Raw genomic sequence first — 17,552 nt, 5'->3', positions numbered from 1 at the left:
GCGCTTAACGCGGCCACTGACTGATGAGGTTGGGCAAGGCGAGTGCCGTTCCGCCATAGAACCCACTTGACCTTCACACGAGCCATTTGCGGGATCGGTGCCTGACATGAGCATAGAAACGCTGGAATACGATGTAATCGGACTGGGCTTCGGCCCGGCCAACCTGGCCATTGCCGTGGCCCTCGACGAAGACCGCCGCACGCGCGAGCAGGGCGGTCTGCGTTATTGCTTCCTGGAAAAGAAACCGGCCTTCGAGTGGCACGGTGGCATGCTCCTGGAAGACAGCCGCATGCAGATTTCCTTCCTCAAGGATCTGGCTACCCTGCGCAACCCGGCCAGCCGCTTTACCTTCGTCAACTATCTGCACCAGAAAGGGCGTCTGGCGTCCTTTATCAACGTCGGCACCTTCACGCCGTCGCGCCTGGAGTACAACGACTATCTGGGTTGGGCCGCCGCCCAGTTCAACGACCGCGTGCACTACGGCGAGGAAGTCATTGCTGTCGAACCGGTGCTTGATGGCGGGGAAGTGACCCGGGTCAAGGTGATCTCGCGCCTGGCCGACGGCCGCACCCGTGCGCGCATCACCCGCAACCTGGTGGTCAGCATCGGCGGTGAGCCGGTGGTGCCCGAGGCGTTCCGCCCGCTCAAGGGCGATTCGCGTGTGATGCACTCGTCGGGCTACCTGGAGCGTATCCACGCCTGTGGCGAGCCCAAGCGCCTGGCGGTGCTGGGTTCCGGGCAGAGCGCGGCGGAAATCTTCACCGACCTGTGCGGCCGTTACCCGCAGGCCGAGGTCTCGCTGGTGATGCGCAGCCAGGCCCTGCGCCCGGCGGACGACAGCCCGTTCGTCAACGAGATCTTCGATCCGGACTACACCGACGTGGTTTACGGCCAGTCCTCGGAGGAGCGCCAGGCGTTCATCCAGGCCAACGCGCAGACCAACTACTCGGTGGTCAACCTGGACCTGATCGAGAGCATCTATCACCGTCTGTACCTGCAGAAGGTCACCGGTCATGCGCCGCACAGCCTGCTGACGCAGCGCAGCATCGAAGCGGTGGAGGCGGGCGCCGAGGGCATTCGCCTAAACCTGAGCGGCCCGCAGGGCGTGGAAGAGCGTCTGTACGATGCCGTGGTCTTGGCCACCGGCTATCGCCGCGACGGCTACAAGCGCCTGCTCGGTGGATTGGCCGCGCACCTGGACGAGGGCGTCGAGCGCGACTATCGCCTGTGCTGCCAGCCGCACATGAGCGCAGGTATCTATCTGCAGGGCTGCTGCGAGTCCAGTCACGGCCTGAGCGACACGCTGTTGTCGGTGCTGGCCATACGTTCACAGGAAGTGGTCGACGCTTTGTTGGATGATCGCCGCCACCGACACACCCAAGGAGTCGCCAGCGCATGCGCCTGACCCAGGCGGGGGGCCGATGATCCCGGCCATTGCCCCGCTGTTCCAAGGGCCTTTCGCCCACTACCGCGATGTTCTTACCCTTGCGGATGACCCACGCCCGGCAATGTCCGGGCGTGAGTTTGTCAGCGCCGAACGTCTGGAAGAGCAGATGCTGCGCTTCGCCCCCGAGCACGCCGAAGGCGATCGCCGGGCGCTGATGTCGCTGTGGTCCAAGTACTACTTCCTGCGCCTGATTCCGCCGGTTCTGGCTGCCGGGCTGATCCTCAACTGGCGCCTGCCGCTGGATTTCGACGAGATCCAGGTGGTGGTCGGCGCCGATGGCCTGCCCGAGGCGTTCAAGCTGCCGCACGCCGGCGAGCGCTGGAGCAGCGCTCCGGCCAACGGTTTCGAGCGTTTTTCCGGGCTCCTGGACGACAATCTGCTGCCCTTCATCGACGCCCTGCGCGCTCATCGCAAGATCGCCGCGCGGGTGCTGTGGAGCAACGCTGGCAACTACTTCGAGTGGTTCATGTCGACCCTTGGCGGCCTGCCGTTCCCCAAGCCGATGCTGGCCCAGGGGTTCGAGGTGCTGGAAAGCAAGCTGCGCCCAGACGGCACGCGCAACCCGCTGTTCGAGCCGGTCAGCTATGTGCCCCAGGGCGAGGGCTGCGCGCCCTGGCGCCAGCGCAAGCTGTGCTGCATCCGCAACGAGCTGGGCATGGCAATGTGCGACAACTGCCCGCTACTGGAAGAGCCGCCGGCGGGCGGGGTAGCCGTGCTGGATTGAGGGTGTTCGCGAGCCGTTCTCTCGCGCCAGCATGATTGGTTTGCGTAGGAGCGAGTTTCTGCTGGCGAATAGCTTTCAGTCGTAGCCCGGATGCAATTCGGGAAACAGGCGGCTCGGCTCCCGGATTACATCCCGGCAACAAGGCGAGCGAGCAGCCTTCAGAGCCTCAGCGTCGATACAGGCACAGCATGAAGTAGGCGCCACCCAGCAGCGATGCCAGCAGCCCCGCAGGCAATTGCGCGGGGAACAGCAGGGTGCGTCCCAGCCAATCCGCTGCCACCATCACCAGCGCACCAAGCAGCGCTGCGCCGAGCAGTTGCGGCACGGCGCGGGCCAGGCCAAGCAGGCGCGCCAGGTGCGGCGCCAGCAGGCCGATAAAGCTCAGCGGCCCGACGATCAGGGTGGCACCGGCTGTCAGCAGCGCGGCCAGCAGCAACAGCACGAAACGACTGCGCCCCAGCGGAACGCCCAGGGCGCGCGGCGTGCCATCGCCCAGCGGCAGCAGTTCCAACCAGCGTCCGAAAGGCAGCGCGATAGCCAGCAGCACCAGGCTGCAGACCAGCACCCAGAGTGCCATCTGCGGGCCGACGAAATAGGTCGAGCCGGACATCCAGCCCAGCAGGTTCTGCCCGCGTGGATCGCCGCCGGCCAACAGGATCACCTGCAGGGCGTCGAATAGCGCGGTGATGCTGATGCCGATCAGCAGCACCCGCTCGGGAGCGAAGCCGGAGCGGCGTGACAAGCCGAGCAACAGCAGTAGGGTCAGGCCGGCGCCCAGTCCGCCCAGCGCCAACTGGGCCAGCGGCCCGGAGTAAGGCAGCAGGAACAGCAGGGCGATCAGCCCCAGGGCGGCGCCTGCGCTGATGCCGAGCACCTCGGGGCTGGACATCGGGTTGCCGGTCAGGCGCTGGATCATGCAACCGGCCAGGGCGAGCATGCAGCCGGCGGCAGCAGCGGCCATCACTCTTGGCCAGCGCCAGTCGAGCAGGGTGGCGTCGCCCAGAGTCCATTGCCAACCGTCCAGGCCACGACCCAAACCTAGGGCGATCAGCAGCGCGCAGGCCAAAGCCACAGCCAACGGCAGCAGGCGCCTGGCCGGGAATGGATGACGGCTGAACTGATGGCCGTCGCCACTGTGCGGCTGGCCACCGGCCAGGCGCAGGCGTGGCAACAGCCAGAGCAGCAGAGGCGCGCCGAGCAGGGCGGTGGCGGCACCGGTGGGCACCAGTTCGGCGAGGTTGCCGGCCAGGCGCTGGATACCCAGATCGGTGACGCTCAGCAGCAGGCCGCCGAGCAGCGGCGCCCAGCACAAGCGCTGGGCGAATGTACGCGCGCCGAGCAGGCGTACCAGCGCCGGGGCGGCCAGGCCGATGAAACCGATCACGCCCACCGTGCTGACCACACAGGCAGCCAGGTACACGGCCAGGGTCAGGGTGACGAAGCGCAGGAAACGCAGCGGTACGCCCAGGCTTTTCACGCCGCTGTCGTCGAGTTCCAGCAGGGCCAGCGGACGCAGCAACGGCAGCAGGAGCAGCAGGCCGACGACCAGGCGCGGCACGAGGAACTGCACGCTGCTCCAGCTGTTCTGGCTGAGCGAGCCGGAGCCCCAGATAAACACCGCGTTGAGGTCCTGCTGCTGGACCAGCATCAGGGTCACGTTGAGTGCGCTCAGATACAGCGTCACCACCAGGCCGGCGAGGATCAGTGTCAGCGGCGCCAGGCCACGCCGCCAAGCCAAGGCAAATACCAGCAAGGAGGCCAGGCCGCCGCCAGCAAGGGCCACCCATTCGCGGCCGAAATCCAGTAGCCAGGGCGCCCATAAGGTGGCCACCAGCAGGCCGAGCTGGGCGCCGCTGGCCACACCCAGGGTGGTCGGCGAGGCCAGCGGGTTGCGCAACACCTGCTGCATCAGGGTGCCGGCCAAGGCCAGCACGGCGCCGCAGAGCAGGGCCATGCACAGGCGTGGCAACCAGCTGAAATGCAGGATCAGTTGCGCCATATCGCCGTCTTGTGGGGCGAACATGGCCTGCAGCCATTGTCCGCTCGGCAGACGTTGGCCCAGGTCGGTAAAGGCCAGGCCAAGGGTCAGGAGCAGCAACAGGCAGCACAGCCAGGCGGGGTGACTGGAAAAGCTGCGGCGAGTGCGCACGGGTAACGGCCCCTGGGCCAGCAGGTCGGTCATTGCACGCTCTCCGGCGCCAGGCGCGCCTCCAGCAGGTTGGCGAATCGCTCGGCGGCCATCAGGCCGTTGAAGCTCCAGACTGGCGGTAGGTCATACAGACGCCCCGCGCGCACGGCCGGCAGCTGGTTCCACAAAGCGCTGCTGGCCAGACCATCCTGGGTGCCGGGTGGCATGGGTTTGAGGTAGAGCAGGGCGGCCTCGGGCGTCTCCGCCAGGCGGTCGATACCCTGCTGGCTGAAACCCCAGTAATTGGTCGGGCCCTGCCAGGCGTTATGCAGGCCGACGCGATCGAGCACGCCCTGGTAGATGCTCTGCTTGCCGAACAGGCGCACGTGGCGCTGGTCGAGGAAGGTCAGCACATAGAACGGCGGCAGCACCTGGGGTTCGAGCCGCTGGCGAACCCGCGCCATAGTGGCGTCGATGCGGGCGATCATCGCTTCGCCTTCGGCCTGCCGCCCAAGCAGTTCGGCCAGCTCGCGGGTCACCCGCTGGGCACCGATATAGGCCTCGGTTTCCGGGGTGTAGATGGCCAGCGTGTGCACCGGTGCCACCCGCTCCAGCTGCGCGCGGCTGGCGGCGAACTGCGGGGTGATCAGAATCATGTCCGGCTTGAGCTGGCTGAGCAGCTCCAGATTGGGCTCGATGCGCAGGCCGAGGTCGACCACCTGCGCCGGCAGCTCGGGCGCCTGCACCCAGCGCCGGTAGCCCTCGGTCTGCGCCACGGCGATGGGCGTCACTCCCAGGCCGAGCAGGGTTTCGGTCAGGCCCCAGTCGATCACCGCGATGCGCGGCTGGCGAGTGTCGGCCTGGGCGATTGCCGCCAGCAGGGCGAGCATGCAGAGCAGCCAGCGCATCACACCACCACGGCAATGGGTTGCTGGCCACGCGGGTGGCTGAGCACCTGCATGGGCAGGCCGTAGATGGCCTCCAGGTTGCTGTCGGTCATCAGCTCTGCCGGACTGCCGTCCAGCAGCAGGCGTCCGCTGTGCAGGGCGATCAGGCGGTCGCAGTAACGGCTGGCCATGTTGATGTCGTGCAACACCACGATCACGCTCAGGCCCAACTGGCGGCTGAGCTGATGCACCAGGCCGAGCACGTCGACCTGGTGGGCGATGTCGAGGGCCGAGGTCGGCTCGTCCAGCAGCAGGTAGCGGCTGTTCTGCGCCAGCAGCATGGCCAGCCAGACGCGCTGGCGCTCGCCACCGGAGAGGCTGTCGACCATGCGTTCGGCGAAACGCTCGGTATCGGTCAGTGCCATGGCCTCGCGCACCTTGGCGTGGTCCTCGCTGCCGAAGCGGCCGAGCAGGCCGTGCCAGGGATAGCGACCGAAGCCAACCAGCTCGCGCACCGTCAGGCTATCAGCGGGCGGCAGTTGCTGCGGCAGGTAGGCCACCTGGCGAGCGAAGTCGCGGTCCTTCCAGGCGGCCAGGGGCTGGTCGTCGAGCAGCAGCTGGCCAGAACTGGCCGGCTGCTGGCGAGCAAGCATCTTCAACAGGGTGGATTTGCCGGAGCCGTTATGGCCGATCAGGCCGACCATCTGGCCTTGCGGGATATCGAGCGACAGCGGATGCAGGAGGGTACGCTCCGGCAGGCTGAAGCTGACCGCATCGAGTCGGAACATGGACAATCCTTGGCGAGCCTGGCTATACCGAAGCCGGCGACTTTAGCCAAAATGATAATCCCTTGCAAACGCAATTAGTTCCTGACGAGATGGCGCCGACTCAGCGCTTCTGCAGATCGCCCTGCATCTGTTTGATGGCAGCAGTCAGAGCCTGCTGGCGTTCCTCCAGCTCCTGTTTACGTCGCTCGTTGAGCGTGCCGATTTCCTTCGCCAGGTCGCGCAGCGGCCGTTCCTTGGCGATCACCCGGTTCAGTTCCGGCTCCGCCAGGACGGCGGCGTTTTGCGCCACCGCTTCCTGCGCAGCGGCGAAGCGCGGGCCCAGGAGGCGGGCGAAGGCCTGCAGCTCGTTGCTCAGGTGGTCGGCCACCTGGTCGTCCGGCTTGCCGCCGGCGCGATTGGCCTTGGCGCGCAGCTCCGGCAGGTCCGGCACCTTGAGCAGGGTGCCGGCACGCAGGCTGGTCATCTTCTCCAGCTGCGGGTTGGCCTGCAGCAGCGCGCCTTCGACCTTCTCGCGCTGGCGCGGAGTGAGGCGCAGGAACAGCTTGTCGGCCAGCTCGCCGAGGTTCTTTTCGCCGCGAAAGGTGGTGACGGCCATGTCCTGCTCTCCTAGAAGCCAATGATGTTGGTCAGCGCCATGTCGTTGGGGATGGGCGCGCCGCTGATGACCCGGATATTGCCGGTGCTGGTGTTGCCGATGACGATGGCCCGTTTGACCTGCGGGTCCGGGTGCAAGTGCAGCGTGTCGTGGTCGCCCTGGCCACGCAGACGGTTGTTGCTGGCGTTGAGGGTACGAGCCTGCAACTCGCCGGATTGCGCGCCGTCATTGGCGGCGCCCAGCGTCTCGCAATGGTTGCCGGCGAACAGGCAATGCTCGAGGCTGGCGCAAAGGTTGAGCGGCACACTGCTCAGGTGCGCGCGCAGGCGATTGTTCTGGATCGCCAGGTCGGCCGGATGGCGCGCGAGTGCATAGGCGCGGTTGGCGCTGAGCAGGTAGGCGCTTTCCGGCGCGGGCACCATGTAGGCGACGCTGAAATTGGCCGGGCCGCCGATCACTGCTGGAGCGATCTGAATCGCACGCCAGATGGCGTTGACCGGTTTCTGCTGCTCGTCGTCGCCGACCCGGTCGACATGGTTGCCTTCGACCACGCAGCGCTCGAAGGGTGGCAGAACCTGGATGGCGACCATCTCGCCGCTGCTGCGATCGGGGCCGATGCCGAGGAAGCGATTGCCCACCACCCGCAGCTGGCCGACCGCCGCCGCGCGCAGGCCGGCGATGGCCGGTGAGATCACGGCGTCGCGCGCCACCTCGGCGATCAGGTTGTCGCAGAAGTCGCCGCGCTGTACGCGGATCAGCTGCACCGCGGCAAAGGCGCTGCCATCGACATTGGCTGCCAGGCCCAACTGGCGGCAGCGATTGCCGGTCACGCCCAGGGTGGTGGCCGAGCCGCCTTCGCCCATCACCAGAGCGCCTATGCCGATGTTCTCGATCAGGTTGCCGGCGATGCTGGCGTTGTCCAGATGCTGGTGGATGAGGATGGCGTTGCCCTGCAGTTGGCTCAGACGATTGCCCTCGATACGCACGTCGCTCACGCCCTGCGGGTCGAGGCCTTCCTCCAGCACGATGCCGTCGCCGCTGCCTTCGCCCGCGCCGCTGATCTCGTTATCGCGGATGCGCAGGCCATCTACCCCGGCGCGGATGCCGTCGCCCTGGGTGTAGATGACGTTGTCGGCGATGGTGAACGGCGAGCCCGGCAGCACCGCGCCGGTCGCCACCAGCGCCGTTTGCCCACCGGTGATCATCAGGTTGCCGTCGATCCGCGTGTTGCCGTAGTGCAGGCTGATGCCGTCCAGATTGATGGCGCGCTGGCTGCAGAAGAACAGGTTGCGCGTCACCCGCAGTTCGGCGCTGAGCAGGTACTCGCCGGTGCGGACGATGCCACGCTCGGCCACCAGGGCGCAGTCGTCGATGCTCACGCCGAGCATGTTGCTGCCCAGGCTGATGGCTGCGCTGGTGCCTTCGCCCGTGGCCAGGCACAGCACGTTGATGTGCTCGGCGCGCAGGTCGACCGTGTTGCGCGCACGCAGCGCCGCCGTGGTGCTGGACGTGCTGGTCGAGGCGATCAGGCTGAGGTTCTCCAGGGCCACGCCATTGCTGGCACTGATGTCGATCACGCTGCCGGGCTGGCTGCCGACCAGCAGGCTGCCCCAGCCCTGGCCGCGAATGCGCAGGGAGTTGGCGTCGTCCACGGTCAGCGTTTCGCGCAGGTTGTAAGTGCCGATGCCGAGGCAGATGGTGCCGCCGACATCCTTGATCGCGTCGATGGCCTGCTGGATGGTGGCCACGCCGCTGTTGTGCCCCTCAGCGCTGACGCATACGGTGCAGTCGCAGCCTTCGCCCTCGGCAATTGGCGGCCACAGCACGCGGCAGTCGGTCTCGGTGTCGGGAAAGTTGACCATCGCCAGGCGCGCGTAATGGTGGTGGATGCCCAGCGGCGGGGCCAGGTTCAGCTCCTCGATGCTGGCATCCACGGTGCGCGCGGCGAATACCCAGTAGTCGCCCGTCGTGAACTGGCCACCAGCCGGGTCCAGGGCGAACTCGACCAGGATGCCGTGTTCGAGGAACAGGCGGGTGCCCACGGCGGGAATGACGATGTCGCCCGCGGCGCCCGGGGCGTTGAGGTCCAGTACCTGGGTGCCGTTTTCGCGGCGCACCAGGCCGGCCTGGTCCCAGCGGCGCACGCGGGTGTTGCGCGCGGCCTGGGTGGCTTGCTGGGCGTTGGTGGGGAACATGCCGGCGGGCAGCGCCAGGTCGAACTGCAGGGTCCGCGCGCTTTCGTCCACGCCGCCGGCGACCCGGATGCGCCGCAGTTCGCCGGGCAGGCCGTGCAGCTCGCGCCAGTCGTCAGTCACCTCGACCCAGTCGCCGTCATGGAAGCGCAGCACGTCATCGCGGCCGATGCTCTCGACGGTGATGCGGTCGCGCGCCGGGTTGATATGGCTGACCCGCGAGGCCACCGTGGCGTTGTCCCGCGACCATTTGAAGGTGGCCGTACCGAGTGTGCCGCCGCGGTGCACCTCGACCCGATACAGCTGGTTTTCCAGCCCGCGATAGCCGGCTGCCGGTGGCACCTGGCACGGGTCGGGCTCGAAATTCGGCACGCCGGTACGGGTCGACAGGCGCGCCGCCGAGGGCGCTATGAGGGCCTGCCAGCCCGGCACATCCTCATCCTCGGTGGCGCAGGTGCTGTTGCCGACATTGGCCAGCACCTTGACTTGCCACACCGTCTGCAGGCGCCCGGTGCTGTCCACACCGACCGCCTTCTCGATCAGATCGGGGGCCTCTACTGCGGTGACGTCGCGCTGCCAGACATCGACATACACCAGGTGCGGCCCGCCCTGGGGCAGTACCGGCGGATTGGGGTAGTAGGGCTGGTTGGCGTAACCCAGCGCGGCGCTGCCGGTCAGCTCGGCCAGGCGCGGCTCCCAGACGTTGGGCGCGGCGCCGTGGTTCTCTGCCAGCAGGCCGTCCACGTAGATGCGTCCGGCGCCGATGGTGAAGCTGCCGCCGCCGGCCTCGATACGGAAGCCTTCCGGGGTGATGCGTGGCACCACGTTGCCGCCGAAGGTATCCAGCGCGCCGGCCTGGATGCGCCGGGCCAGCTGCGCCACCCATTCATTCCAGTCCGCGTCCAGCTGGACCCGACCCTGTTGCATGACCACGCCGAGGAAGTCACGGCGGGCGTCGAAGCGGACTCGACTCAGATCGAAGCTCATGATGTTCCCTCAGGATTCGTGAAAGATGCCGGCACGCAGCCCGACTCGCAGGTATTCCGCGAGACGGATGCGCAGGTTGGTGACCCGCTGTGCGCCATACAGCTGGTGGAATACGCCCATCTCGCTCTCGTCGTCGGCGCCCAGGAGAATTTCTGCCGCCGTGGAAGTGGCGAGCTGGCCGTAGGCCGGGGTGCCATAGCGCAATGAGGTGAAGCGTGGTGCGATGTGTCGCGCGGCCGCACTGGAATCTGGCTGGCAGCGATGGCGGCGGGGCAGTATCGAGTTAAACGGCAGCCAGCTGAAACGCACACAACCGACCTGCTTGCGCTCGGCGCGTACCGGCACTGCCCAGCTGTCGGCTGGTGCCAGTGCGGCGAAAAGGATGCTGTTGGAGATCAGCCCAACCTCGCTGGTATGCAGCTTGCCGATCAACGTGCAGGCATCCAGCGACAGCGCGGCGCCCGGTGCTTCGCCATCCATGGCGGCAAAGGCCACGCCGTCGCGGGCGGTGGCGTCGATCAGGCTGTCGCTGGCCTGCACCACGGCGTGTTCATGCGCGCGAATGGCGCCGACCAGGCTGCGCGAGATACGCGTCTGCAGACTGGCGATCTCCAGCAGCAGGCTGGGACTGGTGGGCTGCAGCGGTTGGCCGCTGGCATCCAGCGCGATTCCGGGCACCAGGGTGCAGTGGTCCAGCTCCAGGCGGGCCAGTAGGTTGCCGGCACCGGCCGCTACCTGCAGTGGCGCGCCGCTGATCAGCAGACCGTTGAGCAGGCAGGCGCTGTCTGCCGCACCGCTGATGCTCAGCTGGCTGAGTGCCAGGATCGGACGGCGGCCGTTGCGCGCGCGGATTTCCACGGCTCCATCGGCCGCCACCTGGATATCCAGCGCTTCCTCATAGCGGCCGTTGTCGGTGATTTCCACCACACCGTCGCCGGCAATCTCGGTCAACGCCGCCACCAACGTCGGCTGATCATCCGGCACTCGCACCAGCAGACGATCAGCCGGCGGGGTGGGCAGGTCGGCGCCGCGCTCGTATTCGCCGCCGCCGATATCGGCTGAGAAGCCTTCGTGCCAGGTCAGCTGCACCTCGGCCGGGTCTGGGGCGTCGCCGGGCAGGGCGATGCGCCCCAGCAGCGGGTCGATGGAATAGGTGCCGTCCGCTGGTGGCGTGTGCGCCCAGCCAGCACCGTCGTCGCCGAGGTGGCAGATGCAGATCTGCTCGCGTTCGATCAGCGTGTCGTCGACCCACAGCTGCAGGCTCGGCGCCGGGTTATCCAGCGGCGCGCCCGCGTTGGCGCGCACCCCGTAATGGCGCGCCAGGTGCGCCTCCAGGCGCCGGCGCGACAGTGGCCAGGGCACGTTGTCCGGCTCGGCCAGATGGCCGATGTCGTCTTCCACCCGCGATTTGTTGTACAGCACCAGGTCGTGGCCCAGCGGGCTGGCCCGGTAGCGCCGCGGGCCGGCGCGCAGACAGGGCGCCTGGCTGCGCGAGTAGGCCTGGATGCGCCACAGGTGCAGGCCGACATTGGGGATATTGTGACGGCCGCGACCAGTCTCGATGCGGCGCACGTCCACGCTGCGGTTGGCCGTCTCGAAGGCTGTGCCCAGCCACTCCAGTGCCTGTTCCTGACGCAGGTCGGGGGCCTGTAACGCCTGCGGGCGCGGGTGGTTCATGTACTGGGTGGCGCACAGGCGCTGGAAGTACTCCACCGCGCGGGCGTCCCAGCCGGTGACGTCGCGGGCCAATTGCTCCAGCACGGTGGCGGTGCCTTTGCGTCGACGCAGGGCGATGGTGTGGGCGACTTCAGCGCGTGGGCTGGCGACCTTGGGCACCACCTGGTGCAGGCCCTGGTAGCCGATCAGGTCGCCGATGTAGGGCACTACCCAGTCGGCGCAGGTCTCGATGAACAGGTCGTCGTAGAGCTGTTCCAGGCCTTCCTCGGCGATGCCCAACTGTTCGGCCAGCAGGGCCACCAACTCTTCCAACGGGCCGCGCTCGAAGCCTTCGGCCTCCGCCAGTTCCGCGTCGCGGATGCGATGAATGGCCGGCAGCAAGGCGAACAATGATTGGGCGTCCAGGCTCATGGCAGCACCTCCAGTTCCAGCGGTGCAGCATCGAGGGTCAGCAGCTCTGCCGCCTGCGGCAGGCCGCTGAGCGAGGCCACCGGCAGCGCGGCATACAGGCGTGGAGCCAGGCCCGGCGGCTGGCCCTGGCGATACAGGCGGCTGACCTGCACCGCCTGCACACCGGCGACGGCGTGGGCCACGGCGGCCAGTTCGTCGACCGACACGGTCTGGCCGAAATCGCGCTTGGCGAAGCCGAAATGCTCGCGCAGCGCGGCCTCAACCTGGCCCAGGACCAGCTCGGCGTCGTATTCCGCCAGCACCTTGACCGCGAGGCGGCAACGGAAACGCGCATCGGCATAACCGACCATGCGCAGCGGCACCAGTGGGTCGCCATAGGCCAGCAGCGCGGCGCGCAGCGAGGCATACACCGCGTCGCCCTCGGCCACCGTCGCGCCTTGCGCGCCGGCCAGGCTGAGAAACACGCCGCGCGCCGGGCCACTGGGAATCCACAGGGCATGGGCCTTGTCGATGCCGGCAAAGGCGCGGGCGAAGTTGGCGTAGTCGGTAATGGACACCGCGCGGTCCAGGGTCAGTACCGTCAACGGTGCATTGTCGCGGGCCTGGGCCAGCGACTCGCCATCCTCGCCGCCACTGGCCGGCACCGGATTAACCACCTCGCCGACACCCAGCGGGCGCGAGAGCAGGGTGGTGAGTTTGCCGGCGGCCAGGTTGCCGGCACCGCCGAGGCCCTTGCGGTAGCGCACACGCACGTTGCTGTGGCCGCTGGGCAGACGCGCGCCTTCGTTGCCGTCGCCAAACTGCAGGGTGGTGTAGCCGGCCTCATCCTGGCTGGTCTCGTAGCTGCGCGCATTGGCCGCCACGCGGTACAGGGTCGGCGCCTCGCTCCACAGCACGTCGTTGATCCGCAGCTCCAGGGTCGAGGCGCGCCCGCTGGGCGTACTCGCGCTGAGGTAGGTCAGTGGCGCCTGGTTGAGCGCGAAGCGCTGGTTGGCCTGAGCTGCGTTGCCGTCGCCGAGAATCGCCTCAACCGTCTCGCCATGGCTGGCCGGAGCGACGTTGGCGTTGATGCGCAGGCTGGCGCGCTCGAACACATGCTGCAGCGACGTCTGCAGCTTGAGGCTGGTGCGGTCGCGGTCGTGACTGAGCGAGTCCTCGGTGTCGCCGATAAAGGCGATCTGGTGCACCAGCACATCGTCCTTGTGACCCACGGCCAGGCGAATCTGGCTGGCCTTGGCCTGTAAGCGGCCGCTGCGCCCGTCGCGGTCCAGCACCTGCAAGCGCAGGTTGACCGAAGTGCTGCCGAGCAGCCCGGCGAACTCCTCGGCGCCGAGTGCCACCGGGGTGCTGCCGAACAGGCGGTCGGCCGGGGCCAGCATGAACAGCTGGTCGTCCTGTTCCAACGCCACGCTACCGCCTTCATCGAGCTGCAGGGCCAGACCGCTGGCCAGCAGGGCGATGCGCTGGCGTCGGCCGGACAGCGCCAGGGCCTGACCCGGCTGCAGGCCGTCGACACGCAGATCCAGTTCGAGGAGATCGCCATACGCCGGGTGGAACAGCGGCGTGGCAAGCGTCTCCAGCGCCTCGCTCTGGGCCAGCACCAGGGTCTGGCGCAGCGGGAAAGTCGTGGCGCTGAGGTTTTCGTTGGTGTCCGGGGTGATGCGAGTGATCTTGCCGGACAGGGCAAAGGCGCTGCGGGTGCGATGGATCACTCGCGTGGCGCGGTACAGCTCGACATAGCCGGGCAGGTCGGCGCTGCCATAGGCCGGGTTGTTGGACACCAGGGCGAACCAGCTGCCGGCGACGATCTTGGCGTTGTCGGTGTCCAGATCGACGGCTGCCGGATCGACTGTGAAGTTAGCCCAGCGCCAGTTGTTGCTGGTGCTCTTGTCGATCTGATGGCCGATCTGCGGGTTGTCCGGGCCAAACAGATTCGGGTCCGGCGCGTTGTGGCCGAACAGCGCGGTGCGCTGGCGCAGGGCGAACACCCGGGCGCCGCTGCCGCTCGGGCTCATGGCCGGGAAACCGCTGCCCAGCGGGTGATTCCACAGCAGCCGGGTGCGGCCGTTCGCGCTGTCCGCCTCGACCTTGGCCAGTACGCGCACATCCCAGCGTTCGCTGCCAGGGTCGCTGAGACGCTCGTCACCGACGATGAGAATGGCGTCGCCCGCCTGCAACTGGTGAAGAACCCCGGCCAGCCACAGCTCGGTATCGCCCTTGCGCGGTCGCCAGGCGCGGCTGGCCTGGGCCGGGATGGCGTTCCAGGCGGCGCGGGCCGGCGCCGGGGCAATGGTCTCGAAGGTCTGTGCCTGCTCGTCCTGGCCGGGCACGCTCTGCACCTTGCTGCCGCGCGGAATGACGATTGGCTCGCTGGGCATGCCCGGCGCGCTCTGCAGGGTGAAGGCCAGGTGGGTGGAGGCGGCCACACCCGGCGCCGGCCGGTAGCCAATCAGGCGCGCCATTTGCCGCACCGAGAGCTGCTCGGTGGCGGTGCGCAGATAGTGCTCCTGGGCGTAGCGCTCGGTGTAGAAGCCGAGCACGTCCAGCGAGCAGGCCAGGGCGTCGGACAGCGCCAGGGTGAAGTCGCTGGTTTCGCGGCTGGTGAACGCGGCCAGGGCCGGATGTTCGGCGCTGGACAGGCGCGCCTGCAGGCTGTCCATGAAGTCGCCATGGCGGCCGATGCGATAGTCGATCGCTGGCAGCCCCGGTGGGTTGTCGATGCGCTGCGGGGTGTCGGCGTCCAAGCCGGTGCAGCAGTCACACTCGGGTTTGCTGACCATCACTTGCCTCCATGCAGGTTGAGCCGCAGCACGCCGTGCTCCGGAAAATTGGGATCGTTGTCGAGGCGCACGATTTCCAGGCGGCCGAGCGCCATGAAACCATCGGCCAGCGGTTTGGGATCGGCCTGGCCCTGGCGTTGGAAGCGCGTCACCTGCACCGCAGCCACGCCGGGCACGGTGCGCGCCGCTGCGTACAGCGGGCTGAGGAAGAAGGTCTGGCCGAAGCTGAAGTTGTCCGGGTGGAACAGACCGCGCGTGCCGTCGCTGCGCTGGCGACTACCTAGCACCTCGAGCAGGCCGTGGCGTACATCGCTGCGGAAGTAGCCGGCCTTGACGCAGACCAGCAGGTCGATCTCCAGCGACACATTCAACGGCTCGTTGACGCGCAGGTCATGGCCGGCCATGCGGTAGCGGTCGAGGTGCTCGACCACGTTCTCGGCGAACGGTGCATCGACCGGCTCGCCGCCCTTGCGATCGACCGTGACGAACACCGTGTGCCAGCTGCCGGTCCAGCGCAGCCCGGCGGCGGCGCGCTGTACACCGTCCAGGCGCTCGGTGACTTCGGCGTAGTCGGCCGGGGTGACTGCCCGTTCCTGGGTACGGAACGCCTGCGGTGCCGCACGGCGCAGCTCGGCCTGGTTCTCCGCGGCGATGCCGCCGTGGGCCGGCAGCGGGTTGCTCACCGCCTCGATGCGCGCCTCGGCGCTGACCACATGGGCGATGCTGGCCGCGCCGACATTACCGGCCGGGCCGTTGCCGACCCGGTAATAGGCACGAAAATCGATTCCACTGTCCGGACGCCGGCCGTGACGGTCGTCGCCAAAGCGCAGGTGAGTGTTGCCGTCGTTCTCGGCCTCGACGACGAAGTGGCGGTCCTCGGCCTTGCTGTCCAGCAGGTTGCGCTGCACGTTCCAGTGTTCAGGGCTGATCTCGAGGCCGCTTTCCAGGCGCAGGTCGGGGATGGCGTCGGCGGCGCGCCAGTGCAGGGCGCTGCTGGCCGAGGCCTGTGGGTCGAACAGCACCCACTCGCGGCGCAGCAGACCGCCATCCAGCACCCGCCGCACGACGCGGCCGCGGTGGGTCACCGGGCCCTCGGCCAGCAACGGGCGATAGCGTGGCGGCAGTGGTTCCGGCGCCACGCGCTGGCAGGCACCGCCGCTGGCCGGGTACTGCATCCGTGGCGCCGGTACGCTGCCCAATGCTTCGCCGATCACGCTGCGGCCGTGATCGACCAGGACGATATTGCCCAACGCCACGCTGACATCTTCCAGCTGCAGGCTGCCGTGGGCCTCGTCAATTTCGCTGGAGATGCACAGGGCAAAAGGCAGGGCGTCGTCGGCGTGCCAGGCGATCTCGGTAATTTCGCTGTCGTCCAGCGGGTCGAGCAGTGGGTCCGTGCCGTCGAAGGCTCGCACCTGGGTCAAACGCACCGCATGGCGCCGCGCGGGATCGGCGTCGGCCGCCTCGCCGGTGAGTGGGCCGAGCACTTCTTGCAACACCAGCACGTCGCCCACTGCCAGATCCGGTAGATGGCCACGCAGGGTGGCCCGGGTGGCGCCGCTCGCCAGGCAGCAGCGGGAGTCGCTCCAGGTGTGGAAGAACAGGCGGTTGTGCGCCTCGTTGAGGGTGCTTTGCTGCATCGGCTCGAACACCAGCGGCGTGCTCTGCAGCGCCTGGCGTTCCTCCGGCGAGTCGCTGAGGATGCGCGGCGGTACGCCTGGCACGCGGGTGTAAAAACGCAGCCCGTCCGGCATCGGGAAGGGCCCGCCGCTGACCTGCAGATGCAGCCAGGCGCGGGCGTTGCAGCCCTCGTGCAGTTGGTAGTCCACCAGCAGGGCATGGCGGCGCAGGCTGCTGCGTTTACGCGCGGTATGCAGGTAGGCCTCGGTGGTGACGGCGTCGAGCTGGTAGTGCTGCAGGTCGCCGACATAGGCGATCAGCTCGCCCAGGGTGGTAGCCAGGTCGGCCGGGCTGCGGTCGCGCCAGCCGGGCATCTGCCGGGCCAACCGATCCATGACCAGGCGGCGCAGGCTGGCATAGTCGCGGGCCAGATAGTTGATGTCCGGCGCTGGCGTGACGGGCTCGGCGCAGTCCTGTTGTGGGCGGCAGTCGAAATCGCTGGGGCACTCGACCTTGAAGGCGAAGTCCACGCTCGACAGGCGCGGGTCGAAATCCACCAGCGGCGTGTCGAGGGAGCCGGCCTGGCCTAGCTGCAGGTGGTAGGTGGAGTGATCGCCATCGGTGTCGGTGCGCAGCACCAGCACATGGTCGGGCTCCACCAGGGCGAGGAACAGCGCCTGCTCGGCGGCGTTGGCCTGGGCCGGTGGCGCGCTGGCGATGCCGAGCCACTCGATGCCCACCCGGCGCACACGCTCGCCGCCGCTGATGTGCAGGTTGTCTACGCTCAACCCGGCGGGCACCGGCTTGAGCAGACGGACCAGCAGGGTACGCTGGCGCGGGCTGCCGGGCGGCGCGTCGAGGTCGAGCACCTCCAGGTAGTCGATGCCGTTGAGGCTGGGGTGAGCATCCACCAGTGCCCGACGGTTCTCTTCGCAGCAGTGGTAGATCATGGCGTCGCTCCCTGGACGAAGTTGTCCTCACGCCGCTGGTTGGTACGGCGGATGCGGTACTGCACCTGCACCGCCAGGCGCGCCTCGACGGCGCTGACTTCCACCGATTCGACCTGGATCAGGTCGGCCAGCCATTGCTGCAGCGCGCCTTGCACGAGGAACTGCACGGTGGCGGCCAGCTCCGGGCTGTTGGGCGCAAACACCAGCTCGCGCAGGCCGCTGCCGAAGTCCGGGCGCATCACCCGTTCGCCGGGCGCGGTGAACAGCACCTGCTCGATCAGGCCACGGATCCAGTTGGCTTCATCGGCCTCGCGGCTGCGGCCGTGGCCATCGAAGGCGTAGGGAAAATGCAGACGCTGGGTCATG

At 68.1% G+C, this 17,552-nt stretch carries 11 protein-coding genes; 2 read left to right on the top strand and 9 right to left on the bottom strand.

Annotation, left to right across the window (positions count from 1 at the left end; translation table 11 throughout):
• Positions 1 to 106 precede the first annotated feature (106 nt).
• Positions 107 to 1,405 carry a lysine N(6)-hydroxylase/L-ornithine N(5)-oxygenase family protein gene (locus H3H45_RS11450; protein ID WP_182833841.1) on the top strand — a complete coding sequence of 433 codons (1,299 nt, stop codon included), beginning with the start codon at positions 107 to 109 and terminating at the stop codon, positions 1,403 to 1,405.
• A gap of 16 nt (positions 1,406 to 1,421) precedes the next feature.
• Positions 1,422 to 2,171 carry a siderophore-iron reductase FhuF gene (gene fhuF, locus H3H45_RS11445; RefSeq protein ID WP_182833840.1) on the top strand — a complete coding sequence of 250 codons (750 nt, stop codon included), beginning with the start codon at positions 1,422 to 1,424 and terminating at the stop codon, positions 2,169 to 2,171.
• Between the two features lie 166 nt (positions 2,172 to 2,337).
• Here the strand turns inward: fhuF and fhuB are convergent, their stop codons facing one another.
• From fhuB to H3H45_RS11400, 9 genes are all read right to left on the bottom strand, one after another.
• On the bottom strand, positions 2,338 to 4,353 hold the full coding sequence (gene fhuB, locus H3H45_RS11440) for a Fe(3+)-hydroxamate ABC transporter permease FhuB (RefSeq protein WP_182833839.1): 2,016 nt from the start codon (positions 4,351 to 4,353) through the stop codon (positions 2,338 to 2,340).
• A complete protein-coding gene (locus H3H45_RS11435) occupies positions 4,350 to 5,207 on the bottom strand; it encodes an ABC transporter substrate-binding protein (RefSeq protein WP_182833838.1) in 858 nt (285 codons plus the stop codon). Before H3H45_RS11435 ends, fhuB begins: the two co-directional genes overlap by 4 nt.
• Complete coding sequence (locus H3H45_RS11430) at positions 5,207 to 5,974, bottom strand: ATP-binding cassette domain-containing protein (protein WP_182833837.1); 768 nt, start codon at positions 5,972 to 5,974, stop codon at positions 5,207 to 5,209. Before H3H45_RS11430 ends, H3H45_RS11435 begins: the two co-directional genes overlap by 1 nt.
• 100 nt (positions 5,975 to 6,074) lie before the next feature.
• Complete coding sequence (locus H3H45_RS11425) at positions 6,075 to 6,569, bottom strand: type IV pilus assembly protein FimV (RefSeq protein WP_182833836.1); 495 nt, start codon at positions 6,567 to 6,569, stop codon at positions 6,075 to 6,077.
• An 11-nt stretch (positions 6,570 to 6,580) separates the two neighbouring features.
• Entirely contained in the window at positions 6,581 to 9,748 is a 3,168-nt protein-coding gene (locus tag H3H45_RS11420; protein ID WP_182833835.1) for a DUF6519 domain-containing protein, read from the bottom strand.
• 9 nt (positions 9,749 to 9,757) lie between these two features.
• On the bottom strand, positions 9,758 to 11,836 hold the full coding sequence (locus tag H3H45_RS11415; protein ID WP_182833834.1) for a hypothetical protein: 2,079 nt from the start codon (positions 11,834 to 11,836) through the stop codon (positions 9,758 to 9,760).
• Positions 11,833 to 14,616: a putative baseplate assembly protein gene (locus H3H45_RS11410; RefSeq protein ID WP_182833833.1), complete on the bottom strand. Its 2,784-nt coding sequence runs from the start codon at positions 14,614 to 14,616 to the stop codon at positions 11,833 to 11,835. The genes H3H45_RS11415 and H3H45_RS11410 overlap by 4 nt, the downstream gene beginning before the upstream one ends.
• A complete protein-coding gene (locus tag H3H45_RS11405) occupies positions 14,616 to 17,186 on the bottom strand; it encodes a putative baseplate assembly protein (protein ID WP_182833832.1) in 2,571 nt (856 codons plus the stop codon). Before H3H45_RS11405 ends, H3H45_RS11410 begins: the two co-directional genes overlap by 1 nt.
• Entirely contained in the window at positions 17,183 to 17,551 is a 369-nt protein-coding gene (locus tag H3H45_RS11400; protein WP_182833831.1) for a GPW/gp25 family protein, read from the bottom strand. Before H3H45_RS11400 ends, H3H45_RS11405 begins: the two co-directional genes overlap by 4 nt.
• Position 17,552: the final 1 nt, after the last annotated feature.

It is taken from the genome of Aquipseudomonas guryensis (assembly GCF_014164785.1).
GTDB classification, from domain to species: Bacteria; Pseudomonadota; Gammaproteobacteria; order Pseudomonadales; family Pseudomonadaceae; genus Aquipseudomonas; species Aquipseudomonas guryensis.
This window is presented reverse-complemented; position numbering and strand designations above follow the sequence as displayed.